Raw genomic sequence first — 26,782 nt, 5'->3', positions numbered from 1 at the left:
TCTATGCACGTCGAATTGCATTTTTTTATCTAATATTAGGCATTTATGACTTCTTTTTTTACATCTGGCAAGCCTTTTAATAAATTTTCAGCAATTGTTAACCACTTCGATGTCTCTAAGCCATTTGTTTTCATGACGATTTTCAATTGTGATCCTTCCATTCCTAGACCGATCATTCGTCCAAAACTATTTCCAAGCATAAATAATTTTCCGCCATCAATGTTTTGACTCGCTTGTTCTGAGAACAGAATTGTTACTTCAAATTTATTTTGCTTAATTAATTCAATTTGTTCTTTCATTGCTAATACTTTAATATTTGCGATTTGCAATAAGTAACCAACTTCTTGCGGGTAATCACCAAATCTATCTATCATCTCTTCCTGCAACTCTTCAATATCCTCAATTGCAGAAACACCTCTAAACTGTTTATACATCATAATTTTTTGTTTACTATCAGAAATATAAGCATCCGGTAAATATGCATCTACTTCTAAATCAATTTCAACATTAACTGTATTTTCAACTCCGTCTGTTCCCCTACGCTGTTCAATTGCATCTTTTAACATTTGAGAATATAAATCAAATCCGACAGAATCAATAAATCCATGTTGTTCGGCTCCTAACAAGTTACCAGCACCACGAATTGATAAATCTCGCATCGCAATTTTGAAACCAGATCCAAGCTCTGTGAACTCCTTAATGGCTTGCAGGCGCTTCTCCGCAACTTCCGATAACACTTTATCCCGTTTGTATGCAAAGTAAGCATATGCAACACGATTAGAACGTCCAACACGCCCACGAAGCTGATACAACTGCGATAATCCCATACGATCTGCATCAAATACAATTAATGTATTTACATTTGGAATATCTACACCCGTCTCAATAATCGTTGTGCTTACAAGAACATCATGCTGTCCTTCTAAAAACGATAGCATAACAGACTCTAATTCACTCTCGTTCATTTTCCCATGTGCATAAGTTACACGCGCATCTGGAACTAACATCGAAATTTCATCTGCTTTTCGTTCGATATCCTCTACACGATTATATAGGAAGTAAACTTGACCACCTCTTGCAAGCTCCCGTTCTATCGCTTCTCGCATTAATGCTGGATTATACTCTACTACATATGTTTGAACCGGGAAACGATTTTCCGGCGGCGTCTCAATAACAGATAAATCACGCACACCAAGCATAGACATATGGAGCGTACGCGGAATCGGAGTTGCCGTTAATGTTAATACGTCAACATTTGCTTTTAATTGTTTAATTTTTTCTTTATGCGTTACACCAAATCTTTGTTCTTCATCAATAATAAGAAGACCTAAATCTTTATAAGTAACATCTTTAGATAAAATACGGTGCGTTCCGATTACAATATCTACTGTGCCATCTTTTAAACCTTTAATTGTTTCATTTTGCTGCTTTCTCGTACGGAATCTACTTAATAATCCTATATTGATTGGATAATCTTGAAAACGCTCTCGAATTGTTTCATAGTGTTGTTGTGCAAGGATCGTTGTCGGCACTAAAATTGCAACTTGTTTTTCATCCATAATTGCTTTAAACGCCGCACGAATAGCTACTTCCGTCTTTCCATATCCTACATCACCACAAAGAAGCCTATCCATCGGACGTCCACGTTCCATATCCTTTTTAATCTCTTCAATAGAACGTAATTGATCCTCTGTCTCTTGATACGGGAAAGAGGACTCGAATTCTTGTTGTTCTGCCGTATCCGGTGTATATGCATAACCCTTTGAAGCTTCGCGCTCAGCATATAGTTTAATTAGGTCATCCGCAATGTCTTGTACAGATTTTTCAACTTTCGTTTTGACCTTCTTCCAATCATTTCCACCCAATTTATAAACTTTCGGATCCTTACCCTCAGATCCTACATATTTTTGCACTTGGTCAATTTGTTCAATTGGAACGTATAACTTATCATTACCTTGATATTTAATATTCAAATAATCTTTATGAACACCGTTAATCTCTAATGTTTCAATACCTAAGAATTTACCTATACCATGATTTACATGAACTACATAATCCCCAACTTTTAATTCCGAATAACTTTTAATACGCTCAGCATTCGATAACTTTTGCTTACGTTGTGATTTTTTAACTTTCTTATGGAAAAGCTCTTTTTCAGTAATGACAACAAGCTTTTGCATCGGCATTTCAAATCCTGCATGTAAATCACCTACAGCAATTTGTAGCCTTCCAGGCAATAATATATCTGTGCCTTCTACAATATCTGCCTCAATATCATAATCACTTAAAATATGTTGTAGTTTTTTCACACGTTCATCATCTGTACCTAACACAACAGTCGTAAAATGCCCTTCGTTCCATCTATCAATTTCAGTTTTCAACAACTGCATCTGCCCATGGAAATCTTGCATTGTTTTACATGTCACATTCACAATGTTTTGCGGATGTGTATGTGCTATATGACGTAAGAATAACGTTAAATATACAAAACTTCTTTTTTTATGATGAAGAAATTCTTCAAACGAATGAGAGAAAGATAAATCTTGAATGATTGTTCCCTCACCGAGAAGGGATATATACCATTCCGCCTCTTCCGTTTCAAGATGTGATGCTGTTTCTTGAATACGTGAAATCTCATCTAAAATCACAACACCATCTTCTGGTAAATAATCTATCAGACTAGCAGGTTCGTTATAGAAAATAGATAAATATTTAAACATCTGTTCTATACTTTGCCCGTTTTTTAACATCTCAATTTCATGACTTACCGTCTCAAGCACTGTAGTCTTCAACTTATCATCAGAAAGTTTTTGCATCGTCTTAGTCAGACCTTCTTCAAGATGCTTAATTCCTGATTTCAATTCTTCCTGCGAAAATAAAAACTCTGTTGCTGGACCAAATCTAACACTTTCTTTTTTATCTTGAGAGCGCTGTTCATCCACATCAAATAATCGAATAGAATCAACTTCTGTATCGAAAAATTCAATACGAAATGGTAGCTCTTCAGTTAGTGGATAAATATCTAATATTCCCCCGCGTAAACTAAATTCTCCAGGAGCTTCTACCATAGACTTACGCTCATAGCCGATATGATGTAAAGTATGCAAGAATGTATCTAAATCAATCTCTTGCCCTAGATTGATTTCGATTTGCCTTTGCTTCCACAACTCTTTCATTGGTAAAAATCTGCGTAGTCCTGCAACTGGTGCTACAATAATCCCATGTTCTCCTGCAGCTAAGCGATTTAACACTTCAATACGTTGCGCCTTCAATTCTGGGCTTGCAACACCAAGTTCTGATGCTATCAATTCATTTACTGGATATAGCCATACATCTTTTTCACCAAGTAACGCCACTAAATCTTCATGTACTTTTTGTGCTTGATATAAATTATGCGTCACAATAAGTTGTGATTTTTTTGTTTTTTTATATAAGGCCGCCATTAATAACGAACGAGAAGAGGTTGCCATACCTGATACAAGTTGCTCTTTTAACCCATCTTCTAATCCATTAATGACCGATTGGATCTCTTCATTTTTATAAAATTGCTCTAATAAACCTATCATTTTCAAAACCCCTCTCAACATAAAAGAGCAAGCCACTATATTTTATGCAAATATTTCGGAAAAAGAAAACAGAAAAATGCTTTGGACATGCCAAAGCGACAACATTTTATTGCAGAAATTTTTCATATTCATAATACTCAGGATAAGATGCGAGCGTTTCTTGACACAATTCACAAATCGTTTTTATATATATATTTCCATTCTCATGAAAATGAATCATTTCTACTACTTCTTGCTCTGTTAGTTGAAATAAAACGTCGCTATATACTTTTTCTGCGGTAACGGAGCCTACATTACTCCCGCAATGTCTGCAATAATAATACCCTTCCATACTAGCCTCCTAAAAATCCAATTACTGCTAGTATGGGTAAAAACAAAATAAAATATTCCCAATCGTACCCTTAACTATTGAAAGTATTCATAATTTGAAGAAAAGGTTTATTTAACCATTCTTCACATGCATCTGCTGCTTTTTCAATAGAATGATTTACATCAGGAATCTCTTCTGATGTAAAACGTCCTAATACGTAATCTACTACCTTCATTCCATTTTTCGGACGATCGATTCCCATGCGGATACGTTGAAACTCTTGTGTTCCTAAATGTGAAATTGTTGATTTCACACCATTATGTCCACCCGCACTGCCTTTCATACGAAGGCGTAATTTACCTACAGGAATGTCTAAATCGTCGTACAGAACAACGAAGTCCTCTACATCAATTTTATAGTAATCCATTAGTGGACGAATACTTTCCCCAGATAAATTCATATATGTAAGTGGCTTTAATAAGATTACTTTTTCTCCATTAACAAATCCTGCACCAAATACTCCTTTAAACTTTTGTTCGTTCAAAGAAATATTCCAACGCTTTGCAAGTTCATCAATCGCCATAAATCCAATATTATGCCTTGTTAATTCATATTCTCTACCCGGGTTCCCAAGTCCTACTATCAATTTCATTCTTGTACCACTACTTTCTTTTTTCGATACGAAAAGACGTAACCAATCTTGGTTACGTCTCATTCTATCCAATTAATTGAATAATACACTTACAGATTCTTCTTCGTATACACGAATGATTGCTTCTCCGATTAGTGGAGCAACTGAAAGTTCATGTACTTTGTCGATTTTCTTCTCTTCTGGTAATACGATAGAGTTCGTTACAACTAACTCTTTAATATTTGAGTTTTGGATGCGCTCAATTGCTGGACCAGATAATACTGGGTGTGTACAGCAAGCATATACTTCAGAAGCACCGTTCTCAACAAGAGCGTTTGCTGCTAATGTAATTGTACCAGCTGTATCAATGATGTCATCAATTAAAATTGCTGTTTTACCTTCAATATTACCGATAATGTTCATTACCTCAGATACGTTCGGACGAGGACGACGCTTATCAATAATAGCGATCGGTGCTTTTAGGCGATCTGCCATTTTTCTAGCACGAGTTACCCCACCGTGGTCAGGTGACACGATTACGATATCTTTAAGACCTTTTGTTTCAAAGTAATCTGAAAGAATCGGTACACCCATTAGGTGGTCGATTGGGATATCAAAGAACCCTTGAATTTGTGGAGCATGTAAATCTAGAGTGATTACACGAGTTGCACCTGCTGTTTCAAGCAAGTTTGCTACAAGTTTCGATGTAATTGGTTCACGAGAACGCGCTTTACGGTCTTGACGCGCATAACCATAGTAAGGAATAACAATATTAATTGTTTTTGCAGATGCACGCTTTAATGCATCGATCATAATAAGTAATTCCATGATATGTTCGTTTACTGGGAAGCTTGTAGATTGAATAATGAATACATCGCAACCACGGATACTTTCTTCAATGTTAATTTGAACTTCTCCATCACTAAAACGATCAACAGAACATTTTCCTAGTCCTACTCCAATATGCTTTGCAATTTGCTCAGCAAGTTCCTTATTAGAGTTTAAAGAGAATACTTTCAAATTAGAATTTAGATATTGAGTCGACATCTAGATTAACCCTCCACATTATGATTTTTTCTTATTCAGCAATTGATCAACATAGTCTTCTTTGTTAACTTGACGTGCACGTGCTACAGACAATGCTTTTGATGGAACATTCTCTGTAATTGTAGAGCCTGCTGCCACATAAGCACCGTCTTCAACTGTTACAGGAGCAACAAGGTTTGAATTACATCCAATAAATACCCCGTTACCAATCACAGTTTTGAATTTATTCTTACCGTCATAGTTCACCGTAATTGAACCACAACCAAGATTCACGTCTTCTCCAACTTGTGCATCCCCGATATAACTTAAGTGTGAAGCTTTACTTCTATTACCAAAAACAGTTTTTTTGATTTCCACGAAGTTTCCAACGCGTACTTCATCTCCAATAACTGAATCTGGGCGAATATGTGCAAATGGGCCAACCGATACTTCTGTACCAAGCTTACTATCATGTACAGTAGATTGACGAATTGTCGTACGATCTCCAATTTCACTATCGCGAATTACTGTATGCGGTCCAATCTCACAATCAGAACCGATTACAGTGTTCCCCTCAATAATTGTTCCTGGATGAAGAACTGTATCACTACCGATAATTGCATCAGCAGAAATATACGTGTTACTTGGATCAATAATAGTAACACCATTTACCATGTTCTTTCGGTTGATACGGTTTTTCATAATAATTTCCGCTTGCGATAGAGCGACTCTGTCGTTAACACCTAACGTTTCATCGAAGTGCTCTGTTTGATAAGCTGATACAATATGACCTTCATTTTTTAAAATTTCAATAACATCTGGCAGGTAATATTCACCTTGTACGTTATCATTTGAAACTTTAGAAAGTGAAGCAAATAAAGCTTTATTATCAAAACAATACGTACCTGTATTGATTTCTTTAATAGCTAATTCTTTCTCATTTGCATCCTTATGCTCAACAATCTTTTCAACATGACCATTCTCATTACGAACGATACGACCATATCCAGCAGGTTCTTCTATGTAAGCTGTTAATACCGTTGCCATTGCCCCTGCTTCTTTATGTTGCTGAAGTAATGCTTCCATCGTTTCAGCAGTTATTAGCGGTGTATCACCACAAATAACTAAAGTTGTTCCTTCTTCGTTTGCAAGTGCACTTGCAGCTTGATCTACAGCATGTGCTGTACCAAGTTGTTCTGCTTGTAATGCAAACTCACTTACGTTTCCTAGCTGTTCTTGTACCATTTCAGCACCATGTCCTACGACTGTTACAAGTTTCTGCAATCCTAATTGAGATACTTGATCGACAACATGTTGTACCATAGGTTTTCCACATACAGGATGAAGCACCTTGTATAGCTTAGACTTCATACGTGTGCCTTTACCTGCCGCTAGAATCACTGCAAATCTGTTTGACATATAGACCCTCCATCGCAACCTATTTATCCATTAACGATATTATCCTAAATCATCATATATTTCAAGAAACACATTTTAACTATTAAATTTTACCATAATTCTTATAAGATGTTTTACTCTTTAGTATCTTTTTTAAGAAATAAGCTATACTATTTAAAATGATTTTGAAAAAATTAGAAGTTTATCTCTTCACTTTGTTGAATTTAGAATTTTCCGGACATAGGAATGTATATAACCACAAAAAAACAAACCCCTGTAAATGCTTACAGGAGTTTGTTACAAAATTATAGGGCTTTCTCTAAAAAGCCCTTTTCATTCGAATTTTACGAAGCACCTGCTTCTTCAAACTCAACCTCTTCTAACTCGCCTAAACGATGATACTCTGTTAAAACCGCATCTTGAATTTTAGAGCGTGTACCAGAATTAATTGGATGTGCAATGTCACGGAATTCTCCATCTGGAGTACGTTTACTTGGCATTGCTACAAATAATCCATTATTACCATCAATTACACGAATATCATGAACAACAAATTCATGGTCTAGAGTAATAGAGGCAATTGCTCTCATGCGGCCTTCTGTGTTTACGCGGCGTAATCTTACGTCAGTCACTTCCATCTTGTGTTCACCACCCTTTTCTAAATAAGCGATATATTTGTATAAATTCCACAAAATTTCTATTTTCCCTTTAATTTTTTAAAAATTTTTAAGATAAAAATTTTTAATGTAATTGAATATAGAGATTAGTAGAGGTTATCGCTTACAAAGAATTACTTAACTAGGGCAATTACTTCGATTTCAACTGAAACATCTTTCGGTAATTTTGCTACTTGTACACAAGAACGAGCTGGCTTATGAGCAGAGAAATAAGATCCATATACTTCATTAACAGCATTAAAATCATCCATATCTTTTAAGAATACTGTTGTTTTTACTACCGTATCAAATGAAGCACCTGCTTCTTCTAATACTGCTTGTAAATTTTGAAATACTTGCTCTGTTTGTACTGTTACGTCTCCTGCTACAAGCTCTCCACTTGCAGTTAACGGAATTTGTCCTGAACTGTAAAAAATATTATTTACAATAATCCCTTGTGAATATGGTCCAATTGCTTGTGGTGCATTGTTTGTTTGAACAACTTTCATACTTTTCACCCTTTTATTATTTATTTTTACTCTTTAAAAATAGTGCACGAAAAGCAGTTTGTCCATCTATTTTATAATTTATAAATAGAATAAAAAAAGATAAAGCTATTTGCTTTATCTTTTTACTCAGCCTCTACAAGCCCTTCATCAAATGGTGCCAGTGAATAATTTCCCTTTTCCACTTGAATCGCTTTTTCTTTCACATCAACTTCTGATAGACGAATCAATGATACAAAGTTATTAATTAGTCTTTCTTCAATATCCGTGGACTCTACTAATACACCAATACCAACAACATTAGCCTTAAACTCTTCTAACATACTCATCATACCTTGAATTGTCCCGCCAGCTTTCATGAAGTCATCAATAATTAAAACATTTGATCCTTCTGGAAGGCTACGCTTTGCTAACGTCATTGTTTGAATTCGCTTAGAAGAACCTGATACATAGTTAATACTAACAGTGGGGCCTTCTGTTACCTTATTATCTTTTCTTGCAATCACTACCGGTACATCTAAATAGTTCGCCACTGCATATGCAAGTGGAATACCCTTCGTTGCGACCGTCATAACTGCATCAATTGGTTGCCTAGCAAAAACAGAAGCAAACAAACGACCTGCGCCATTAATATGACGAGGATTACTTAAAAGATCTGTCATATATAAGTAACCACCAGGCAAAATACGATCTGGATTTTCAAATAAGCTACACAGCTCACCGATAATTAGATCTGCCTCTTCTTCACTTATATATGGTATATATTTCACTCCTCCTGCTGCTCCTGGTATCGTTTGCAATGTGCCGACCCCTTGTTGTTCAAACGTTTGCTTAATAATAACTAAATCTTCACTAATAGAAGACTTAGCTGATTGATACCTTTCAGCAAAAAAAGTGAGAGAAACTAGCTGACGAGGGTTTTGTAACAAGTAATAAGTCATATCGACTAATCTTGTACTTCGTCTAATTTTCATACTCTCACCTCAAATCACGAATATTCTAAACAAATCATAACGTATTATACGTCTTTATTCAAGCGTTTCTCGCTCTCCTAATAAACGTACTGCGTATACTTGTTCACAAAATCCTTTTAATCCGTTATATATACGATGCATTCGTGAATCATGGTGCACCAGACCGAATACGGTTGGACCACTACCACTCATTAATACAGCATCTGCTCCAAATCGCTTCATCTGTGCCTTAATACGTGCAACTTCAGGATGCATCGCAAACGTTACATCTTCTAAAACGTTACCAACAGTATCACAAATCCCTTTGTAGTCTCCAGCATTTATGACATCCACCATTTTATCTACATTTGGATGTGTAACCCGATTTAACTTTAAATTTCCATACACATCAGCAGTAGATACACCAATATGGGGTTTTGCTAAAATAACCCAACAAGAAGGTGGAGTTTTTATGTGCTCAATCTGCTCTCCTCTTCCAGTGGCAATTGCTGTCCCACCATATACACAAAACGATACGTCTGATCCAATTTCTGCGCCAAGCTCTGCTAACTGATCAATTGTAAGCCCTAAATTCCATAATTTATTAAGACCACGTAATGTCGCTGCTGCATCACTACTTCCACCCGCTAATCCAGCTGCTACTGGAATCGTTTTTTCAATAGTAATAGATACGCCTTTTTTCACATTAAACTTCTCTTTTAATAATTTCGCTGCTTGATAAGCCAGATTTCTTTGGTCGTCTGGGACATACCGATTATGGGATAAAATTTCAATACGGTCTTCTGCTAATTCCATTAGTTCTAAACGATCCGCTAAATCAATTGTTGTCATAATCATTTTCACTTCATGATATCCGTCTTGTCTTTTTCCCAGTACATCTAACGACAGATTAATCTTTGCTGGTGCTTTCACTAGTAGCTTCAATCTATTCACCCACTCTATGTACTCAATCTTTTATCGTTTATTTTACCATAAATTTATAGTAAGACGATGACACTTCCCTAATTATAACGAAAAGCATTCAGAATGAAACTACTTATGTAAAATGATGGCACTTTTTATAGTACAAAAAGCCGAGGAATCACTCCTCGGCTACCGTAGCATAGAAAGTATCTTACAACTACTGGTTTTGTTTCATTAATTGCTGTTCTGCAATTTCTATAGCACGTTTCACCATGTTACCAGCATCTTTCGCACGAATTCCGCCCCATCCTTCTTTCTGAACAACATCATAAAAGCCCAACTCTTTTGCAAGCTCTTCTTTAAATTGATTCGACATGACACCTCTTCGTCTACTCAATGCAGAGTCCCTCCTTATTTTGCTACGGTATCATTAGTATGCAAAATAATATAGCTTTTCATTTGTGGGAATATATGTAACGATACATGAATTATAAAATCACTTCATTATGAGGTTCACCATAAAATGTTAACTCTACTGTCTCTGTTAAAACATCCGCATAACTATACGACACACGTTGCAACGTATCTTCTTGTTGATCCAGTTGTACAACAAAAACAGAACGGTACGTTTCTGCAAGTACACCTGATTGTTCTACAGTTTTTCTTCTCCCACTGTTTGCCTTTAACATCAGTCTCTGTCCAAGATGGTGATCTAATTCGCTTTTAATTTCATCTAAACGTTTTGACATATACTTCGTTACACCTCGCTGTAATTTAGATTGAACACTTAAAACACGATATATCTATCCCAATTATTAACCGCAACTCACAGACAATATCATTATAAAAGCATCATGCGTTCGAATAGATAGAAGAAATACTATATTGTAAAAGTATCATTATGTAGTCTGTGCGTTCTTGTCTCTTTTTATCCAAACAGATTTAAATCCTCTCCATACAAAAAAGCAAGATACATATGTACCTTGCTTATTCTTCATAATGTTGAAAAGGTAAGCCAGTTCGTAAAATCCCCCTTGTCTCAATCCCGCCAAGTCCCTTTTCACCAGTAATCGTATTACGTACAACATCCCATACATTAACCCTTTCCATAAATGACGTAAAACTAATTTTACCAACCACATATACAGGATCTAGTGCGTGAATATTAATTCTAGATGGGGAACTAGCAAAATTAGCGCCCGCTCGAATTAATGCTTCAAAGTGTGATTGACATGCCCCAGCAAAAATAACGAGTTGATCCAATGATGGATATTTTTTTCTCACTTCTCGAACAGCCTGTACAAAATGCCTTGAATGCCTATATGCTGCTAAATCTCCCTTTACACCTTTTGATTTTGTATACGCATCGTGCCCTGTAATAACTAAAATGTCCGGGCGAAAATGGTCTATTAAATCTACTACCTTTTCATGCATCTCCGTCTCTTTACAATGAATACCTTGTACAGGAACACCAATTTTATTATATAAATCTAGGCACTTGCGCAAATATAAGGGGTCTCCATCTATGTGCAATACACGTCCTGGCATTTGAAAATAATTCACTTCACTTGTATATCCACCAGTTGAAGTGTGTTCATGCCTTTGTTTCATTAATACGTAATCTTGTTGAAACAAACGATACGTCCGCTCCATTGTTTCTTTCTCACGCTTTGCTCTCTTTTTATGTTCTCGTTGATCTATACTAATTAAATCTTCAAGTGGCGCATCTGCCACTAATCTAATTTCCTCTCCAAACAATATAGCTATCTCGCCTTTTATTTCTATAATACGAAAAAGGATATCCCTATTATGAGAATATCGTTCCACTAATTCTCCAACATGTAAAGCCATTCTCCTACCTCCAAACTCGTTAGGCCATCTTACCTGTTTTTAAAGTATGAATTTAGGAGGAGAAAGGTGACAAAAGGGACAGTTCAAATTGAACTGTCCCTTTTGTACCCTTATGATAACTTATGAAGAACTAATGCATTACTTAATGTCGCAAACTCTTCGATAGATAGCGTTTCGCCTCTTCGTTTTGGATCAATTCCTACTTCTGTTAAAATCCGATCCAACAGCTCTTTATCTTTCGGGAAACCATTTAAATTATTTGATAAATTATTCATTAGAGTTTTACGACGCTGTGCAAAACTTGCTCGTACTACTTCAAAGAAGAATGTCTCATCTGTTACCTCTACCACTGGTTTAGGACGCTTTAGGAGGCGAATAATTGCAGAATCAACATTCGGTTGTGGCACAAACACTGTACGCGGTACAGTCATAACTGTTTCTACCTCTGTATAATACTGAATAGCAATGGATAAAGAACCATACTCTTTCGTTCCAGGCTTAGCCGCTAAACGATCCCCAACTTCTTTTTGCATCATAACAACGAATCCACGAACCGGTAATTTCTCTTCCAGCAATTTAAATAAAATTGGCGTCGTAATATAGTATGGTAAGTTAGCTACTACCATTACATCTTGCCCTTCTTCAAATTGCTCACTAAACACCTCATGTACATCTGCCTTTAGTACATCTTTATTGATAACAGTAACGTTGCCATATGGAGCTAACGTCTCATCTAAAATCGGTAATAACCTTTGATCAATTTCAAAAGCCACTACTTTTTTAGCACGCTTCGCTAATTGTTCTGTTAATGCACCGATACCTGGTCCAATTTCAATTGCACCACTTTCTGAACCAATTTCAGCGTGATCAACGATACGATTTAATACATTCGTATCAATTAAAAAATTTTGTCCTAAACTTTTTTTGAATGAAAATCCATACTTTTCAACAATATCTTTCGTACGATTTGGCGTTGCGATATCCTTCATTTTCTTTCCTCCTGTATGACTTGCTTATAAGCTTCTGCAAATGATTCTTTTGAAACTTGAAACATTTGTAAACGTTTATGTAACTGTTTTGCGTTTGTATAACCAATCTTTAATAGCTTACCCATTCTTTCTCTGCGACTCTTTGCCATTTCTCCGCCCACTAAACCTGCATCGACTAAATCGCTCCAACTGATTTCACTTGTGTAAGCTTCCATTTCTTCATGTATATTCTCTAAAGCACGGCGAATTGATTCATTAGAAGCATGTTCAATCCCGACACCTTTTTTCCTCTTAGCAAGTGCTTCTTCCTTCGGTAAAAAAGCATGTTTACATCCAGGCACCTTATCAGAAATAATTTTTCGAATACGCTCTCCAGGATAATCCGGATCTGTGAAAATAATAACGCCTCGTTTTTGCAGCGCTAATTTAACTTGTTCAATAACATGATCACCGATTGCTGAACCGTTCGTTTCAATTGTATCCGCATCAACAGCACGCTTAATCGCGACTGTATCATCTTTACCTTCTACAACGATAATCTCTTTAATTTTCATGCTTGCCTCCACACTCGTTTCGTCTCTACTTAGTAAAACAAAAAAATGACGACTTTTCCATTATTATTTTCCCCATTGTTACATTTTAAAAAATAGAATGTCCAAAACTTTGTTCTCTCTCCTTATTGTAACACTTACTCATTCACCCTCGTTTTCTCTACCACTTCTACTATTCTGTTTCTCAAAAAATAAAAAGAATGGGCTCCCCCATTCTTTTTATTCGACACCAAATAAAGCTTTTGCATTCTTAGTTGTTACTTCCGCTACCTCTTCATAAGAAATTCCTTTTAAGTTCGCAATTTCTTCTGCTACGAGTTTTACATAACTTGGTTCATTTCGTTTCCCGCGAAATGGATGCGGTGTTAAATACGGACAATCCGTCTCTATTAATAATTTCTCTAATGGAATCTCCGTAGCAACTTCTTTCGGTTTCTTAGCGTTTTTAAACGTAACCGGTCCACCTAACGAAATTAAAAAGTTCATATCAACACATCGCTCTGCTACCTCTACGCTACCGCTAAAGCAATGCATAATACCTCCTACTTCATCTGCATTCTCTTCTTCTAGAATATCAACAATATCTTGAGTTGCATCGCGGTTATGTATAATAATCGGTAATTTTACTTTTTTCGCTAATGCAATTTGTTTACGGAATACTTCTTTCTGTATTTCTTTTGGAGACTTATCCCAGTGATAGTCTAAGCCCATTTCTCCAAGTGCAACGACTTTAGGATGAGAAGCAAGTTCTTCTAACCAAGCTAAATGCTCTTCTGTCATGTCGATTGCATCAACTGGATGCCATCCAACCGCGGCATAAATAAAATCATAGGCTTCAGCTAATTCAATCGCCTTTTTTATCGTTACTTCATCAAAACCAACAACAACTGTATAAGTAACCCCCGCTTCTTTCATTCGGGCAATAACTTCTTGTAAGTCTTCTTCAAATTGCTCTGCATTCAAATGTGAATGTGTATCAAACAACATCATACATAACTCCTTTTATATTGAAATCAAATTTATTCTACGCAAATAAGCTCTTTTATAACTTAACGATAACAATACTACAATCTTAATGCAAAAATTGAGAGTGTAAAAAGAAAAAAGACGCTTCACACATGTTACACGTGAAACATCTCTTTTCTTGTCTTAATTACTTAATTTTTGTACCATTTGGTAGATTTTGGTCAATCGATGCTAATGACAATACGCCATTCTCTTCACCCGCTAAGATCATACCTTGTGATAATTCACCGCGTAATTTTACAGGTTTTAAGTTTGTTACACAAATAACTTTTTTACCTTTTAAATCTTCCGGCGAATAAAATTTTGCAATTCCAGAAACCACTTGACGTTTTTCTGTGCCTAAGTCTAGTTGAATTTTTAACAACTTGTCTGCTTTTTTCACAGGTTCCGCCGATAGAACTTCAGCTACGCGTAATTCTACTTTAAAGAAATCATCAATTGTAATTTCTTCTGCCTTCGGTTCTTCTTCTTTTTTCTCTTCTACTTTAGGAGCAGAGGCTTTCATTTGTTCTTTAATGTACGCTACCTCTACTTCCATTTCTAAACGAGGGAAAATCGGGTTTCCTTTTTCTACTTTTGTTCCAGCTGGAATGCATCCAATTGTAGACAGGCTTTCCCAAGATGTATGTGCTTCTTCAGTAAGGCCAAGCTGAGCGAACATCTTGCTTGGTGCTACTGTTAAGAATGGCATAAGCATAATACCTGTTTGACGAAGTACTTCTGCTAAGTGAGCCATTACAGAGGCTAACTTTTCGCGATCATTCTCATCTTTCGCTAATACCCACGGTTGTGTTTCGTCAATATATTTATTCGTACGGCTAATCAATTGCCAAATTGAACTTAGAGCTACAGAGAATTCCATGTTCTCCATTGCTTCTTCCACTTTTTTCAATGTATCCTGTGCAAACGTTACTAACGTTTCATCAAATTCCGTTACATTTGCTTTAAATGCAGGAATTTCTCCGTTAAAGTACTTATCAATCATAGCTACTGTACGATTTAATAGGTTACCTAAGTCATTTGCTAAATCGAAATTAATACGCTCCACAAATCCTTCTGGTGTGAATACGCCATCAGATCCAAATGGAACTTCACGAAGTAAGTAATAACGTAATGCATCTAATCCGTAACGATCGATTAATGTAACTGGATCTACTACGTTTCCTTTTGACTTACTCATCTTTCCATCCTTCATTAAAATCCAACCGTGAGCAAAGACTTTTTTCGGAAGAGGTAAATCTAATGCCATTAAAATGATTGGCCAATAAATCGTATGGAAACGAACGATTTCTTTTCCAACTAAATGCACATCTGCTGGCCAGAACTTCTTATACATCTCTTCATTTTCTGTTCCATAACCTAATGCTGTAATGTAGTTAGATAATGCGTCAACCCATACATAAATAACGTGTTTCGGATTACCTGGAACACGAACTCCCCAGTCAAATGAAGTACGGGAAACTGCTAAATCTTCCAATCCTGGTTTAATAAAGTTATTAATCATTTCATTCTTACGAGACTCTGGCTGAATGAAATGTGGATTCTCTTCATAGAACTTTAATAGTCTGTCAACATATTTACCCATTCTAAAGAAATATGATTCTTCACGAACAAGTTCTACATCATGACCACTGTCTGGACTTTTTCCCCCAACTACTTTGTCACCTTCCATAATTGGATCTACTAATTGATGCTCTGTATAGAATGTCTCATCTTGTACAGAATACCAACCTTCATATTCATCAAGATAAATATCACCTTGATCTACTAGTTGCTTGAAGATTTTTTCGACAACGTCTTTATGACGATCTTCCGTTGTACGGATAAAGTCATCATAGGAGATATCCATCTTCTCCCAAAGTTCTTTAATTCCTGCAACGATGTTATCCACATATGCTTGTGGTGTAACATTTAATTCTTCTGCTTTCTTTTGGATCTTCTGTCCATGCTCATCAGTTCCTGTTAAATAATGAACATTATATCCTTGCATACGCTTATATCGTGCCATCGCATCTCCTGCTACTGTTGTATAAGCATGTCCAATGTGTAATTTTCCACTTGGATAATAAATTGGGGTAGTAATATAAAAGGATTTGTTTTCCTTTGTCATTGTTTTGGACCTCCCGGATAACCTCATATGTATTTATAAATAGTATATCAAAAACTTATATATAAAGTGAAACTTTAATCTGTGAGGGGCTTGTTCATTCCCACGGATTATCAACCCACACCAATCGGACTTTTACGAGCAATCCGACTTCCACTTAACTTCCTTGGCCCAGCCGAATTTAAAATTTAGAATCTTACTACTCGTTAATGCAGGATAAAAACAAGTTCATATTTTTATATTTATCATCTATTACTCATATTTCAAGAAAATATACAGTCATCACCTATAATTTCTTGATTTTTCCGAAAATAAAGTGAAATAATAGTAGAAATTACTCAAATTCTATTATATATAAGAAGTAAGAAATCTATAAATCTTTTTAAAAAATATAGAATTAAAGAATTGACGGAAATGTAAATGATTGGTATCATATGTCCATAGGGTATTTTGTCGAAAAATGACGAATCTAAAAATAGACTCGAAACTTATAAACTATTTCTTTAGGAGGAAAAGAATTATGAAATCTACTGGTATCGTTCGTAAAGTTGATGAATTAGGTCGTGTAGTAATTCCGATCGAATTACGCCGTACTTTAGGTATTGCAGAAAAGGATGCTCTTGAAATCTATGTTGATGACGAGAAAATCATCTTAAAAAAATATAAGCCAAACATGACTTGCCAAGTAACTGGTGAAGTATCTGATGGTAACCTATCTTTAGCTGAAGGTAAAATTATCTTAAGCAAAGAAGGCGCTGAGCAAATCTTAAACGAGCTTCAAGATTATATCGAAACAGCAAAATAAGCTTCTCAATTATGAGAAGCTTATTTTTTATCGACATGATAGATTTGATATACATCGCGTTTCGACAAATCTCGATCTTTAGCGACTGTTTTTATCGCCTCTTTTGAATTCATACCTTTTTCGTTTATATAATGTTCAATATGATTATATACTGAAATAGATCCCCACCATTTTTCTTCTGGAGCAGGTTCTTCCGTTGAACCAGCTACTAAAATACAAAACTCACCACGAACTTCATTTTGTTTCGTCCACTCAATTGCTTCTTCAACTGTTCCTCGAATAAATTCCTCGAATTTTTTCGTTAACTCTCGGCATAATACGATTTCTCTATTTCCCAATACTTCTTGCATCGAGATTAAAGTATCATCCAGGCGGTGAGGCGCTTCATAAAACATCATTGTAGTTTGTATGTAACGAAGCTTCTCTAACTCCATTTTTCTTTCTTTTTTATTTCTTTGTAAAAACCCATAGAAATAAAACTGTTTTGTTTCAAGTCCTGATGCAATTAATGCTGTAAGGGCTGCATTTGCCCCAGGAAGCGGGATTACATGATATTGCTCAGCTACCGCCTCGACAACAATATCATAGCCTGGATCGGAAATACACGGCATACCAGCGTCACTAACAAGCGCTACAGTCTTTCCTTCATCTAACTTCTCTAATATTTTCTTTCCACTTACTTCTTTATTATGCTCGTGGTAACTCATAACAGGCGTTTCAATTTCAAAATAATTACAAAGTTTTTTCGTTTGTCTCGTATCTTCAGCAGCAATTAAATCCGCTTCTTTTAAAATTCGGATTGCACGAAATGTCATATCTTCTAAATTTCCAATAGGAGTTGGTACTAAATATAAAACTCCCTTTTCACTTTGTTGAAAGCTTTTTTGTTGCCACATAGCGTTCTCCTTTTTGCATATATTCTTCTTTTTGTTTTCTATTTAATTGCTTAAAATAATACTCTGCTTGCATAGCTGTACGCTTATCTTCATGAAATTCTACGTATTTTAAAGCAACAGGAAGTCTAGCACGCGTATACTTAGCCCCTTTTCCGCTATTATGGGTCTCAATCCGCTTCTCTATATGATTTGTATATCCAGCATAGTAACTTCCATCAGAGCACTCCACTACGTAAAAACAATGCTTATTCTTCTCCATATAAAATAGAACGAATCTCCTTTGTATATTCATTATTTTCTTCATATACAAAAAGAGGTGGCAATATTTTTAAATCTGCGTTTCCGTCCTTAATTCCTTCAATTAACAATGTATTCGCTTCTTTCCCTGCCTTAGGATAAACAAATCGTACACGCTTCGGTTCAATTTTGTATTTACGCATTAATGTAACAATATCTAATAAACGACCTGGACGATGTACAAATGCTACTTTCCCGCCTTGCTTTACTAGCTGACTACTTGCAGATACAACATCCTCTAGTGTACACATAATTTCATGACGAGCTATCGCTAAATGTTCATTCATATTTTTTTCAGAGGTTGCAGGTGTTTGGAAATAAGGCGGATTACATGTGACAACATCATATTGATGACGCCCAAGTTTCTCCGGCATATCTTTCAAATCCCCGTGTATTAAGTGAATTCTTTCTTCCAACTTATTGTATTGGACACTTCTTATTCCCATATCATATAAGCGTTCTTGAATTTCTACACCAGTAATATTCCCTTTCGTCCTTGTACTTAATAGAAGGGGTACAACTGCATTACCTGTACACAAATCAAGTAAATTACCTTTTTGAATTGGCACCCAAGCAAAGTCTGCAAGTAAAACAGCATCTAACGAGAAATTAAATACTGATGGGCTTTGTATAATCTTCAAATCTTGTGCTAATAAGTAATCTAAACGTTCATCTTCGTATAAATTCATATGTTGCTCCTTTTCTTACACTTAACCTACCCTATTTCATCTTCTACTAATAAAAAACATATTCGATTCTACTCTCATGTATAAAAAATTACCTTTCCAATTATTATTGGAAAGGTAATTTCACTTTTTATTTAAAAATGACAGGCAGAATAAACAATCTCCCTCTTTACGTACACTTCCATAATGCAGATTACAAATATGAAAACCTTCTTGATATAGTCTTGCTAAATTATCGTAGCCTTCACCAATATCTGTCTTCGGCTTCACTTCTTTACGTTTTTGAGTTTTTTGTTTTTCTTTAATCTGTACTTCTTCAAAGCGGTGTCGCAAATTTTCATTTTCCATTTTTATATGTTGGTTTTCTTCCAGTAACTCTGCAAGATGTTGTTTTAATTCTCCCAACTGTTTGTATAAATGTCCAATTTGCTCTTCCATACTAGAAACCGATGCAAAAATATCTTTTTTCTCCACAAGCACCCACCTCATTAATCTGTGGTTTGACTCGAAACGACCCCTTTATTCACTAACTCATCTAACGTATATTCTACTATCCGTTCCTTGTCTACTAGTTCCACTTGAATTAATCTTTCTAAAATATTTAATCCGATAACACGGCCAGTACCATGCGGGGTTTGTATACGTTGATCTAAATCAGGAAGTTGTTCCTTTGCTGCCTCATATTCATCGTTCTCATATTTTAAGCAACACATTAAGCGACCACATAAACCAGAGATTTTTGCAGGATTTAATGATAAATTTTGATCCTTTGCCATCTTAATGGATACAGGTTCAAAATCCCCTAAAAAAGTAGAACAACAAAGCATACGACCACATGGACCAATACCACCAAGCATTTTCGCTTCATCACGAACACCGATTTGTCTTAGTTCAATTCTTGTCCTAAAAATTGCTGCTAAGTCCTTCACTAGTTCGCGAAAATCAATCCGACCATCCGCAGTAAAGTAGAAAATAATTTTATTGCGATCGAACGTATACTCTACATCTACAAGTTTCATATCAAGATTATGTTCTACTACCTTTTGCTGACAAACTTGATATGCCTCTTTTGCAGCATGTTTGTTCTCTTCAACAATGGTACGATCGTTTTCATTTGCAATGCGAATAACCTTTTTTAGTGGTAATACAACGTCGTTTTCATCAACTTGCTTTTTGGTAATAACTACTTTTCCGTATTCAATACCTCTTACCGTTTCTACAATTACAAACTCATTTTCAGAGATATCGAACTGATTCGGATCAAAGTAATACACCTTTCCGGCCTTCTTAAAGCGAACACCTACTACATCATACAAAACGGTCATCCCTCCTGCAACCGCAACACTAACTGTTCGAACACAAGCTGCGCATTTACATTAGCGTTGATTCTATTTTTTGCCTCTAATATATTAAAGAGAGCTGATACAATGCGCTTCTGAGCGTAGGAGAAAGATTCAAACATCTCTTTCTGCTCATGAAAAACAAGACGATCTTCTTCTCCAAGTTGAACATATAATAAATCCTTATAAATAAGGAGTAACATATCTAAACCTTGCTGTAATTGTTCTTTCTCTCCAAAGTGTTTTCCCCATTTTTCTTGTACAAAAAAAATAGAGGCTTTATCTTTTTCGAGCGCTTCACATAATTTTATCACTAAAGCTCGTGCTTGTGCAAACCATTCATCACTACATAAAGCCAAAGCTTCATCAAAACTATTTGTGAGTTGTGCAGCAAGTGTCGATAAAGATGTCGTAACACCTTCATCCTGTAATCTTCTAATTAAAGATTCCGTAGGTAACGGTCTAAATGTAACAACTTGACAACGAGATAAAATCGTATTTAAAATTTGATGACTTTGTTCAGTAAGTAAAATAGCTGTTGTATCACTACTTGGTTCTTCTAAAAATTTCAACAGTGTATTCGCCGCATTTGCTGTCATACGGTCTGCGTGCTCAATAACATATACTTTTTTATTTGCTTCTAATCCTGTTTTTGAAAACTCTTCTTGTAAATCATGAATTTGCTGCTTCTTAATAGACAATCCGTCTGGTTTTACAATATGTAAGTTTGGGTGGTTACCTGAATCAATTCGCTTACAATTTGTACATACATGACAAGGCTCTACCCCATTCCGCTGAGAACAGAGGAAACTCTTTGCCATTTGAATTGCTGTCGCAAACTTTCCTGTCCCTTTCCCTCCCTCTAATAAGTAAGCGTGGGATATACGCTCTTTTGCGATGCTATTCATCAACATTTTTACACCGATGGGTTGTATAGCAGAAAGCTGCTCCCACGTCTTCGTCATAATGCATACCTCACTTATTTCATTCTTTCCTTCTATTATAACAATTTATCTTCTATAACTTGAATAACTTCTTCTATAAGTTTTTCCATTGGTTGATCAGCATTTACTAATACAATACGATCCGAGAAACGTTCTACAACTTGTAAATACCCTTCACGCACACGTTTATGGAAAGTGATATCTTCCATATCTAACCGATTCACTTCACGTCCTGCATCTTTTGCAATTCGAGCTAAACCAACCTCGGGTTCAATGTCTAGGTAAATTGTTAAACTAGGCATGCAGTCTTCTGTTGCGAAACGATTGATTTCAAATACTTTATCCATACCTAACCCTCTTGCATAGCCTTGATACGCTAAAGAGCTATCTATAAAACGATCACATAATACAAGGTAATCCTCATCAAGTGCCGGCATAACTTTTTCCACTAAATGTTGTCTACGTGCAGCGGCATATAAAAGTGCCTCTGTACGTGCTTCCATCATCGTATATTCTTGCTTATGTAAAATCGTTCTAATCTCCTCAGAAATCGCAATACCACCTGGTTCTCTTGTCGCCATTACCTTTTGTTCCTTTTGTTCAAAGTATGGTAATAAACCTTGAATTAACGTTGTTTTACCCGAACCTTCTGGCCCCTCAATTGTTACAAATAATCCCTTCATCCTAAAACCTACTTTCTATATCATACACTTTCATATATTTCGTGCTACCTTGAAAACGAGCGCCTGCTCTCTCTAAATGCATAATTTGCTCTTTATGTTCTGAAGTAATTCTTTCTCCATACATAATCAATGGAATACCAGGTGGATATGGAATTACCATTTCCGCCGCTATCATCCCAACTGCTTCTTCTACAGATACTACTTTTGTTTCATATCCTTCCAGTTGTTTATATGTATACGGCAGGGGAGAAATTTCTCCTTTATAAGTATAACGAATAGATTCCGTCTTGTCTTTCACCTCATAAGGTTGCAATGCCGCCCGGATCATCTCTATAGCCTTCATATACTTCTTATTTACTTGCAAAGGCAAAATAAATAAGACATTATATGGATCTGCCATTTCGGTATATATACCAACCTTTTCTAATACGGACTGTAATTCGTATCCTGATAACTGACAACGCGTCTGTATGGTAACTTTTAGCTCGTCTTGTAATGGATATTGTAAAATAGCTAATTGTGGGATAGAAGACAATTCTTCTTTAAATTTCTGTAAAAACTCGACAATTTCATCATGTCCCTTTTCTTTTATACGCGCTATCGTAAAGCGTGCAATATCAAGGGAAGCCATAATTGGATACGATGGACTACTAGATTGTAGCATACTTAAATAAGTAGAAACTTTTTCTTCTTTCACTAAGCGGCTATTTATATGTAAATAGGATCCCATCGTCATCGCAGGTAATGTTTTATGTGCGGAATGAACTACAATATCTGCACCATATGCTAAAGCTGACTTTGGAAATGCCCCACCTAAACAAAAATGAGCTCCATGCGCTTCATCTACTAACACAGGAATTTTATGTGCATGTGCATAAGCAATACTTGCCTCTAAATCCATCCCCATACCATAATAATTAGGATGTGTTAAAATAAGTGCTTTCGCATTTGGATATTTTTCAATTGCTTCCTTAATAATCTCATCATGAATTCCCACGGGTACGTTATAAGCTTCATCAATCCATGGATCTAAAAAAATTGGATTTGCTCCTGCTAATTTTAAACCATTAATAATTGATTTATGACAATTTCTTTGTACAAGAACAATATCATGTTCCCTACAGCAAGACAAAATCATTGCTAAGTTCCCGACTGTTGAACCATTAATTAAAAAATAACTTTTGTTCACTCCATATACATCAGCTAATAATTGTTGTGCCTCATCTATACATTCAAACGGACTATGTAAATCATCTAACCCTGACAACTCAGTTACATCGATAGATAGTATATCTTTAAACTCCTCTACTGCCCCTTGAGGGAAGTTTAAACCATTTTTATGACCTGGAACATGAAAGGATAACGGCCTTCTTTCTTTAAACTCTATTAATGCTTCATATAAAGGTATGCGATTTTGATTCATCTATATCTCTTCCTTATTATTTCATTCTTTCTCTATTATACAGAACAAAAAAAATAATAGGCATATGCCTATTTAAAAATATGATACTTCTAATTTCCGAAGCTGTTTTAAATAATATATATACTTCGGATCATTTGTTTCTGTATTCACCATGTCCTTTTCACATTCATAACATATTAAATTATTATAAACATATATCCCTTCTTTTCTTTCTGTCTCACAAACAATACAAACTTCGTTTTGTGATTTCATATCTTTCCCTCCCTATTTAATTTAAATGGACATATTTTATACTTCTATTCCTTAACAATTTACAGAAAAATATACATCGATTTCTTATATAATATGATTCATCCTTGGGCAACGTGTTTGTATTACCATTACTTCTTTTTGCATACTGTTTGAAAACACAAAAAAACACAAGTCAAAAGACTTGTGTTTTTAGTTGCTTGGCGACGTCCTACTCTCACAGGGACAAGGTCCCAACTACCATCGGCGCTAGAGAGCTTAACTTCCGTGTTCGGTATGGGAACGGGTGTGACCTCTCTGCCATCATCACCAAACTATTGAAGGCATATTCCTTCAAAACTAGATAACATTTGCTACATATTATATGGTTAAGTCCTCGATCTATTAGTATTCGTCAGCTCCACATGTCACCATGCTTCCACCTCGAACCTATCAACCTGATCATCTTTCAGGGATCTTACTAGCTTACGCTATGGGAAATCTCATCTTGAGGGGGGCTTCATGCTTAGATGCTTTCAGCACTTATCCCTTCCGCACATAGCTACCCAGCTATGCCCTTGGCAGAACAACTGGTACACCAGCGGTGCGTCCATCCCGGTCCTCTCGTACTAAGGACAGCTCCTCTCAAATTTCCTACGCCCACGACGGATAGGGACCGAACTGTCTCACGACGTTCTGAACCCAGCTCGCGTACCGCTTTAATGGGCGAACAGCCCAACCCTTGGGACCGACTACAGCCCCAGGATGCGATGAGCCGACATCGAGGTGCCAAACCTCCCCGTCGATGTGGACTCTTGGGGGAGATAAGCCTGTTATCCCCGGGGTAGCTTTTATCCGTTGAGCGATGGCCCTTCCATGCGGAACCACCGGATCACTAAGCCCGACTTTCGTCCCTGCTCGACTTGTAGGTCTCGCAGTCAAGCTCCCTTATGCCTTTGCACTCTACGAATGATTTCCAACCATTCTGAGGGAACCTTTGGGCGCCTCCGTTACACTTTAGGAGGCGACCGCCCCAGTCAAACTGCCCACCTGACACTGTCTCCCGGGTCGATAAGACCCGTAGGTTAGAATTTCAATACAGTCAGGGCGGTATCCCACCAGCGCCTCCACCGAAGCTAGCGCTCCGGTTTCAAAGGCTCCCGCCTATCCTGTACAAACTGTACCAAAATTCAATATCAGGCTACAGTAAAGCTCCACGGGGTCTTTCCGTCCTGTCGCGGGTAACCTGCATCTTCACAGGTACTATAATTTCACCGAGTCTCTGGTTGAGACAGTGCCCAAATCGTTACACCTTTCGTGCGGGTCGGAACTTACCCGACAAGGAATTTCGCTACCTTAGGACCGTTATAGTTACGGCCGCCGTTTACTGGGGCTTCAGTTCAGAGCTTCGCTTACGCTAACCCCTCTCCTTAACCTTCCAGCACCGGGCAGGTGTCACCCCCTATACTTCGCCTTACGGCTTCGCAGAGAGCTGTGTTTTTGCTAAACAGTCGCTTGGGCCTATTCACTGCGGCTTTCCGTTAAGAAAGCACCCCTTCTCCCGAAGTTACGGGGTCATTTTGCCGAGTTCCTTAACCAGAGTTCTCTCGCACACCTTAGGATTCTCTCCTCGCCTACCTGTGTCGGTTTGCGGTACAGGCACCTTTTATCTCGCTAGAAGCTTTTCTTGGCAGCGGGGAATCAAAGACTTCGCTCCATAAGGAGCTTCCCCATCACAGCTCAGCCTTTACGATAAGCGGATTTGCCTACTTATCAGCCTAACTGCTTGGACGTGCACAACCAATCGCACGCTTCTTCTATCCTTCTGCGTCCCTCCATTGCTCAAACGATAAAGAGGTGGTACAGGAATATCAACCTGTTGTCCATCGCCTACGCCTGTCGGCCTCGGCTTAGGTCCTGACTAACCCTGAGCGGACGAGCCTTCCTCAGGAAACCTTAGGCATTCGGTGGACGGGATTCTCACCCGTCTTTCGCTACTCATACCGGCATTCTCACTTCTAAGCACTCCACCAGTCCTTCCGGTCTGACTTCACTGTCCTTAGAACGCTCCCCTACCACTGATACCATTCGGTATCAATCCGCAGCTTCGGTGGTGTATTTAGCCCCGGTACATTTTCGGCGCAGAGTCACTCGACTAGTGAGCTATTACGCACTCTTTAAATGGTGGCTGCTTCTAAGCCAACATCCTAGTTGTCTAAGCAACTCCACATCCTTTTCCACTTAATACACACTTTGGGACCTTAGCTGGCGGTCTGGGCTGTTTCCCTTTTGACTACGGATCTTATCACTCGCAGTCTGACTCCTAAGGATAAGTCATTGGCATTCGGAGTTTGACTGAATTCGGTAATCCGATGAGGACCCCTAGTCCAATCAGTGCTCTACCTCCAAGACTCTTACACTTAAGGCTAGCCCTAAAGCTATTTCGGGGAGAACCAGCTATCTCCAGGTTCGATTGGAATTTCTCCGCTACCCACACCTCATCCCCGCACTTTTCAACGTGCGTGGGTTCGGGCCTCCATTCAGTGTTACCTGAACTTCACCCTGGACATGGGTAGATCACCTGGTTTCGGGTCTACGACCACGTACTAAACGCCCTATTCAGACTCGCTTTCGCTGCGGCTCCGCCTCTTCAGCTTAACCTCGCACGGGATCGTAACTCGCCGGTTCATTCTACAAAAGGCACGCCATCACCCGTTAACGGGCTCTGACTATTTGTAGGCACACGGTTTCAGGATCTCTTTCACTCCCCTTCCGGGGTGCTTTTCACCTTTCCCTCACGGTACTGGTTCACTATCGATCACTAGGGAGTATTTAGCCTTGGGAGATGGTCCTCCCAGATTCCGACGGAATTTCACGTGTTCCGCCGTACTCAGGATACATTCAAGAGAGAACGAAGTTTCGACTACGGGGTTGTTACCCTCTACGACGGACCTTTCCAGGTCGCTTCGTCTACCTCGTTCCTTTG

The 26,782-nt window shown here is 37.3% G+C and carries 26 protein-coding genes and 2 rRNA genes (1 of these 28 only partly in view); 1 reads left to right on the top strand and 27 read right to left on the bottom strand.

Annotated features, from left to right (window positions below; genetic code table 11):
- Positions 1 to 35: 35 nt before the first annotated feature.
- The 16 genes from mfd to metG all read right to left on the bottom strand — a co-directional run bounded on the left by mfd (position 36) and on the right by metG (position 16,497).
- Complete coding sequence (gene mfd / locus BGI23_RS00310) at positions 36 to 3,566, bottom strand: transcription-repair coupling factor (protein WP_000579710.1); 3,531 nt, start codon at positions 3,564 to 3,566, stop codon at positions 36 to 38.
- Between the two features lie 106 nt (positions 3,567 to 3,672).
- The gene (locus tag BGI23_RS00305; RefSeq protein WP_000399440.1) at positions 3,673 to 3,897 is read right to left on the bottom strand and encodes an anti-sigma-F factor Fin; all 225 of its coding nucleotides are present in this window, start codon (positions 3,895 to 3,897) and stop codon (positions 3,673 to 3,675) included.
- A 70-nt stretch (positions 3,898 to 3,967) separates the two neighbouring features.
- A complete protein-coding gene (gene pth / locus BGI23_RS00300) occupies positions 3,968 to 4,528 on the bottom strand; it encodes an aminoacyl-tRNA hydrolase (protein WP_001979768.1) in 561 nt (186 codons plus the stop codon).
- Between the two features lie 72 nt (positions 4,529 to 4,600).
- The gene (locus BGI23_RS00295; protein ID WP_000107420.1) at positions 4,601 to 5,554 is read right to left on the bottom strand and encodes a ribose-phosphate diphosphokinase; all 954 of its coding nucleotides are present in this window, start codon (positions 5,552 to 5,554) and stop codon (positions 4,601 to 4,603) included.
- Positions 5,555 to 5,572: 18 nt separating this feature from the next.
- Positions 5,573 to 6,952: a bifunctional UDP-N-acetylglucosamine diphosphorylase/glucosamine-1-phosphate N-acetyltransferase GlmU gene (glmU, locus tag BGI23_RS00290; RefSeq protein ID WP_070805067.1), complete on the bottom strand. Its 1,380-nt coding sequence runs from the start codon at positions 6,950 to 6,952 to the stop codon at positions 5,573 to 5,575.
- Positions 6,953 to 7,275: 323 nt separating this feature from the next.
- The gene (spoVG, locus tag BGI23_RS00285; RefSeq protein ID WP_000454041.1) at positions 7,276 to 7,569 is read right to left on the bottom strand and encodes a septation regulator SpoVG; all 294 of its coding nucleotides are present in this window, start codon (positions 7,567 to 7,569) and stop codon (positions 7,276 to 7,278) included.
- A gap of 152 nt (positions 7,570 to 7,721) precedes the next feature.
- Positions 7,722 to 8,096, bottom strand: a complete 375-nt coding sequence (locus BGI23_RS00280; RefSeq protein ID WP_070805066.1) for a RidA family protein — start codon at positions 8,094 to 8,096, stop codon at positions 7,722 to 7,724.
- 122 nt (positions 8,097 to 8,218) lie between these two features.
- The gene (gene purR / locus BGI23_RS00275) at positions 8,219 to 9,067 is read right to left on the bottom strand and encodes a pur operon repressor (protein WP_000702473.1); all 849 of its coding nucleotides are present in this window, start codon (positions 9,065 to 9,067) and stop codon (positions 8,219 to 8,221) included.
- A 54-nt stretch (positions 9,068 to 9,121) separates the two neighbouring features.
- The gene (ispE, locus tag BGI23_RS00270; protein ID WP_000772094.1) at positions 9,122 to 9,991 is read right to left on the bottom strand and encodes a 4-(cytidine 5'-diphospho)-2-C-methyl-D-erythritol kinase; all 870 of its coding nucleotides are present in this window, start codon (positions 9,989 to 9,991) and stop codon (positions 9,122 to 9,124) included.
- Between the two features lie 196 nt (positions 9,992 to 10,187).
- The gene (sspF, locus tag BGI23_RS00265; protein WP_001985066.1) at positions 10,188 to 10,367 is read right to left on the bottom strand and encodes an acid-soluble spore protein SspF; all 180 of its coding nucleotides are present in this window, start codon (positions 10,365 to 10,367) and stop codon (positions 10,188 to 10,190) included.
- A 91-nt stretch (positions 10,368 to 10,458) separates the two neighbouring features.
- Positions 10,459 to 10,719, bottom strand: a complete 261-nt coding sequence (gene veg, locus BGI23_RS00260; RefSeq protein WP_000044350.1) for a biofilm formation stimulator Veg — start codon at positions 10,717 to 10,719, stop codon at positions 10,459 to 10,461.
- A gap of 238 nt (positions 10,720 to 10,957) precedes the next feature.
- The gene (yabG, locus tag BGI23_RS00255; protein WP_001173738.1) at positions 10,958 to 11,821 is read right to left on the bottom strand and encodes a sporulation peptidase YabG; all 864 of its coding nucleotides are present in this window, start codon (positions 11,819 to 11,821) and stop codon (positions 10,958 to 10,960) included.
- Positions 11,822 to 11,931: 110 nt separating this feature from the next.
- Entirely contained in the window at positions 11,932 to 12,810 is an 879-nt protein-coding gene (gene rsmA / locus BGI23_RS00250) for a 16S rRNA (adenine(1518)-N(6)/adenine(1519)-N(6))-dimethyltransferase RsmA (RefSeq protein WP_000651552.1), read from the bottom strand.
- Positions 12,807 to 13,364 (bottom strand): ribonuclease M5, encoded by a 558-nt coding sequence (rnmV, locus tag BGI23_RS00245; RefSeq protein ID WP_000692830.1) that lies wholly within the window; start codon positions 13,362 to 13,364, stop codon positions 12,807 to 12,809. The genes rsmA and rnmV overlap by 4 nt, the downstream gene beginning before the upstream one ends.
- Positions 13,365 to 13,580: 216 nt before the next feature.
- Positions 13,581 to 14,348, bottom strand: a complete 768-nt coding sequence (locus BGI23_RS00240; RefSeq protein ID WP_070805065.1) for a TatD family hydrolase — start codon at positions 14,346 to 14,348, stop codon at positions 13,581 to 13,583.
- A 166-nt stretch (positions 14,349 to 14,514) separates the two neighbouring features.
- Positions 14,515 to 16,497 (bottom strand): methionine--tRNA ligase, encoded by a 1,983-nt coding sequence (gene metG / locus BGI23_RS00235; protein ID WP_000159677.1) that lies wholly within the window; start codon positions 16,495 to 16,497, stop codon positions 14,515 to 14,517.
- Between the two features lie 517 nt (positions 16,498 to 17,014).
- On the opposite strand from metG, the gene BGI23_RS00230 reads away from it, so the two are divergent.
- Positions 17,015 to 17,299, top strand: coding sequence for a transition state genes transcriptional regulator AbrB (locus tag BGI23_RS00230; RefSeq protein WP_000843036.1), 285 nt, complete (start codon positions 17,015 to 17,017; stop codon positions 17,297 to 17,299).
- 20 nt (positions 17,300 to 17,319) lie between these two features.
- On the opposite strand, the gene rsmI is transcribed toward BGI23_RS00230, so the two are convergent.
- From rsmI to BGI23_RS00175, 11 genes are all read right to left on the bottom strand, one after another.
- Positions 17,320 to 18,195 carry a 16S rRNA (cytidine(1402)-2'-O)-methyltransferase gene (rsmI, locus tag BGI23_RS00225; RefSeq protein WP_000267829.1) on the bottom strand — a complete coding sequence of 292 codons (876 nt, stop codon included), beginning with the start codon at positions 18,193 to 18,195 and terminating at the stop codon, positions 17,320 to 17,322.
- Positions 18,164 to 18,454: a GIY-YIG nuclease family protein gene (locus BGI23_RS00220; RefSeq protein WP_000414340.1), complete on the bottom strand. Its 291-nt coding sequence runs from the start codon at positions 18,452 to 18,454 to the stop codon at positions 18,164 to 18,166. The genes rsmI and BGI23_RS00220 overlap by 32 nt, the downstream gene beginning before the upstream one ends.
- Complete coding sequence (locus BGI23_RS00215) at positions 18,441 to 19,181, bottom strand: tRNA1(Val) (adenine(37)-N6)-methyltransferase (RefSeq protein WP_001055351.1); 741 nt, start codon at positions 19,179 to 19,181, stop codon at positions 18,441 to 18,443. The genes BGI23_RS00220 and BGI23_RS00215 overlap by 14 nt, the downstream gene beginning before the upstream one ends.
- 120 nt (positions 19,182 to 19,301) lie before the next feature.
- The gene (yabA, locus tag BGI23_RS00210) at positions 19,302 to 19,652 is read right to left on the bottom strand and encodes a DNA replication initiation control protein YabA (RefSeq protein WP_000412056.1); all 351 of its coding nucleotides are present in this window, start codon (positions 19,650 to 19,652) and stop codon (positions 19,302 to 19,304) included.
- A 14-nt stretch (positions 19,653 to 19,666) separates the two neighbouring features.
- Positions 19,667 to 20,494: a PSP1 domain-containing protein gene (locus tag BGI23_RS00205; protein ID WP_000272429.1), complete on the bottom strand. Its 828-nt coding sequence runs from the start codon at positions 20,492 to 20,494 to the stop codon at positions 19,667 to 19,669.
- 5 nt (positions 20,495 to 20,499) lie between these two features.
- Positions 20,500 to 21,483: a DNA polymerase III subunit delta' gene (gene holB, locus BGI23_RS00200; RefSeq protein WP_000169574.1), complete on the bottom strand. Its 984-nt coding sequence runs from the start codon at positions 21,481 to 21,483 to the stop codon at positions 20,500 to 20,502.
- A gap of 35 nt (positions 21,484 to 21,518) precedes the next feature.
- On the bottom strand, positions 21,519 to 22,145 hold the full coding sequence (tmk, locus tag BGI23_RS00195) for a dTMP kinase (protein ID WP_000677231.1): 627 nt from the start codon (positions 22,143 to 22,145) through the stop codon (positions 21,519 to 21,521).
- Position 22,146: 1 nt separating this feature from the next.
- Positions 22,147 to 23,568, bottom strand: a complete 1,422-nt coding sequence (locus tag BGI23_RS00190) for an aminotransferase class I/II-fold pyridoxal phosphate-dependent enzyme (RefSeq protein ID WP_001075285.1) — start codon at positions 23,566 to 23,568, stop codon at positions 22,147 to 22,149.
- A gap of 72 nt (positions 23,569 to 23,640) precedes the next feature.
- Positions 23,641 to 23,820 (bottom strand): sigma factor G inhibitor Gin, encoded by a 180-nt coding sequence (locus BGI23_RS00185; protein WP_000842028.1) that lies wholly within the window; start codon positions 23,818 to 23,820, stop codon positions 23,641 to 23,643.
- A 195-nt stretch (positions 23,821 to 24,015) separates the two neighbouring features.
- A 5S ribosomal RNA gene (rrf, locus tag BGI23_RS00180) occupies positions 24,016 to 24,131 on the bottom strand.
- A gap of 50 nt (positions 24,132 to 24,181) precedes the next feature.
- Positions 24,182 to 26,782: ribosomal RNA gene (locus BGI23_RS00175) — 23S ribosomal RNA — on the bottom strand; it runs 322 nt beyond the window's last position.

Origin of the sequence: Bacillus sp. ABP14 (assembly GCF_001831375.1) — a bacterium.
GTDB lineage: Bacteria > Bacillota > Bacilli > Bacillales > Bacillaceae_G > Bacillus_A > Bacillus_A paranthracis.
The sequence above is the reverse complement of the archived record's forward strand: the minus strand, read 5'-3'. Positions and strand labels throughout refer to the sequence as shown.

Bases quoted from the DNA above. Each gene is read 5' to 3' on its own strand.
- mfd (WP_000579710.1), bottom strand. From the start codon at position 3,566: ATGATAGGTTTATTAGAGCAATTTTATAAAAATGAAGAGATCCAATCG.
- BGI23_RS00305 (WP_000399440.1), bottom strand. From the start codon at position 3,897: ATGGAAGGGTATTATTATTGCAGACATTGCGGGAGTAATGTAGGCTCC.
- pth (WP_001979768.1), bottom strand. From the start codon at position 4,528: ATGAAATTGATAGTAGGACTTGGGAACCCGGGTAGAGAATATGAATTA.
- BGI23_RS00295 (WP_000107420.1), bottom strand. From the start codon at position 5,554: ATGTCGACTCAATATCTAAATTCTAATTTGAAAGTATTCTCTTTAAAC.
- glmU (WP_070805067.1), bottom strand. From the start codon at position 6,952: ATGTCAAACAGATTTGCAGTGATTCTAGCGGCAGGTAAAGGCACACGT.
- spoVG (WP_000454041.1), bottom strand. From the start codon at position 7,569: ATGGAAGTGACTGACGTAAGATTACGCCGCGTAAACACAGAAGGCCGC.
- BGI23_RS00280 (WP_070805066.1), bottom strand. From the start codon at position 8,096: ATGAAAGTTGTTCAAACAAACAATGCACCACAAGCAATTGGACCATAT.
- purR (WP_000702473.1), bottom strand. From the start codon at position 9,067: ATGAAAATTAGACGAAGTACAAGATTAGTCGATATGACTTATTACTTG.
- veg (WP_000044350.1), bottom strand. From the start codon at position 10,719: ATGTCAAAACGTTTAGATGAAATTAAAAGCGAATTAGATCACCATCTT.
- yabG (WP_001173738.1), bottom strand. From the start codon at position 11,821: ATGGCTTTACATGTTGGAGAATTAGTGGAACGATATTCTCATAATAGG.
- rsmA (WP_000651552.1), bottom strand. From the start codon at position 12,810: ATGAAGGATATCGCAACGCCAAATCGTACGAAAGATATTGTTGAAAAG.
- rnmV (WP_000692830.1), bottom strand. From the start codon at position 13,364: ATGAAAATTAAAGAGATTATCGTTGTAGAAGGTAAAGATGATACAGTC.
- BGI23_RS00240 (WP_070805065.1), bottom strand. From the start codon at position 14,348: ATGTTGTTTGATACACATTCACATTTGAATGCAGAGCAATTTGAAGAA.
- metG (WP_000159677.1), bottom strand. From the start codon at position 16,497: ATGACAAAGGAAAACAAATCCTTTTATATTACTACCCCAATTTATTAT.
- BGI23_RS00230 (WP_000843036.1), top strand. From the start codon at position 17,015: ATGAAATCTACTGGTATCGTTCGTAAAGTTGATGAATTAGGTCGTGTA.
- rsmI (WP_000267829.1), bottom strand. From the start codon at position 18,195: ATGTGGCAACAAAAAAGCTTTCAACAAAGTGAAAAGGGAGTTTTATAT.
- BGI23_RS00220 (WP_000414340.1), bottom strand. From the start codon at position 18,454: ATGGAGAAGAATAAGCATTGTTTTTACGTAGTGGAGTGCTCTGATGGA.
- BGI23_RS00215 (WP_001055351.1), bottom strand. From the start codon at position 19,181: ATGAATTTATACGAAGATGAACGTTTAGATTACTTATTAGCACAAGAT.
- holB (WP_000169574.1), bottom strand. From the start codon at position 21,483: ATGACGAAGACGTGGGAGCAGCTTTCTGCTATACAACCCATCGGTGTA.
- tmk (WP_000677231.1), bottom strand. From the start codon at position 22,145: ATGAAGGGATTATTTGTAACAATTGAGGGGCCAGAAGGTTCGGGTAAA.
- BGI23_RS00190 (WP_001075285.1), bottom strand. From the start codon at position 23,568: ATGAATCAAAATCGCATACCTTTATATGAAGCATTAATAGAGTTTAAA.
- BGI23_RS00185 (WP_000842028.1), bottom strand. From the start codon at position 23,820: ATGAAATCACAAAACGAAGTTTGTATTGTTTGTGAGACAGAAAGAAAA.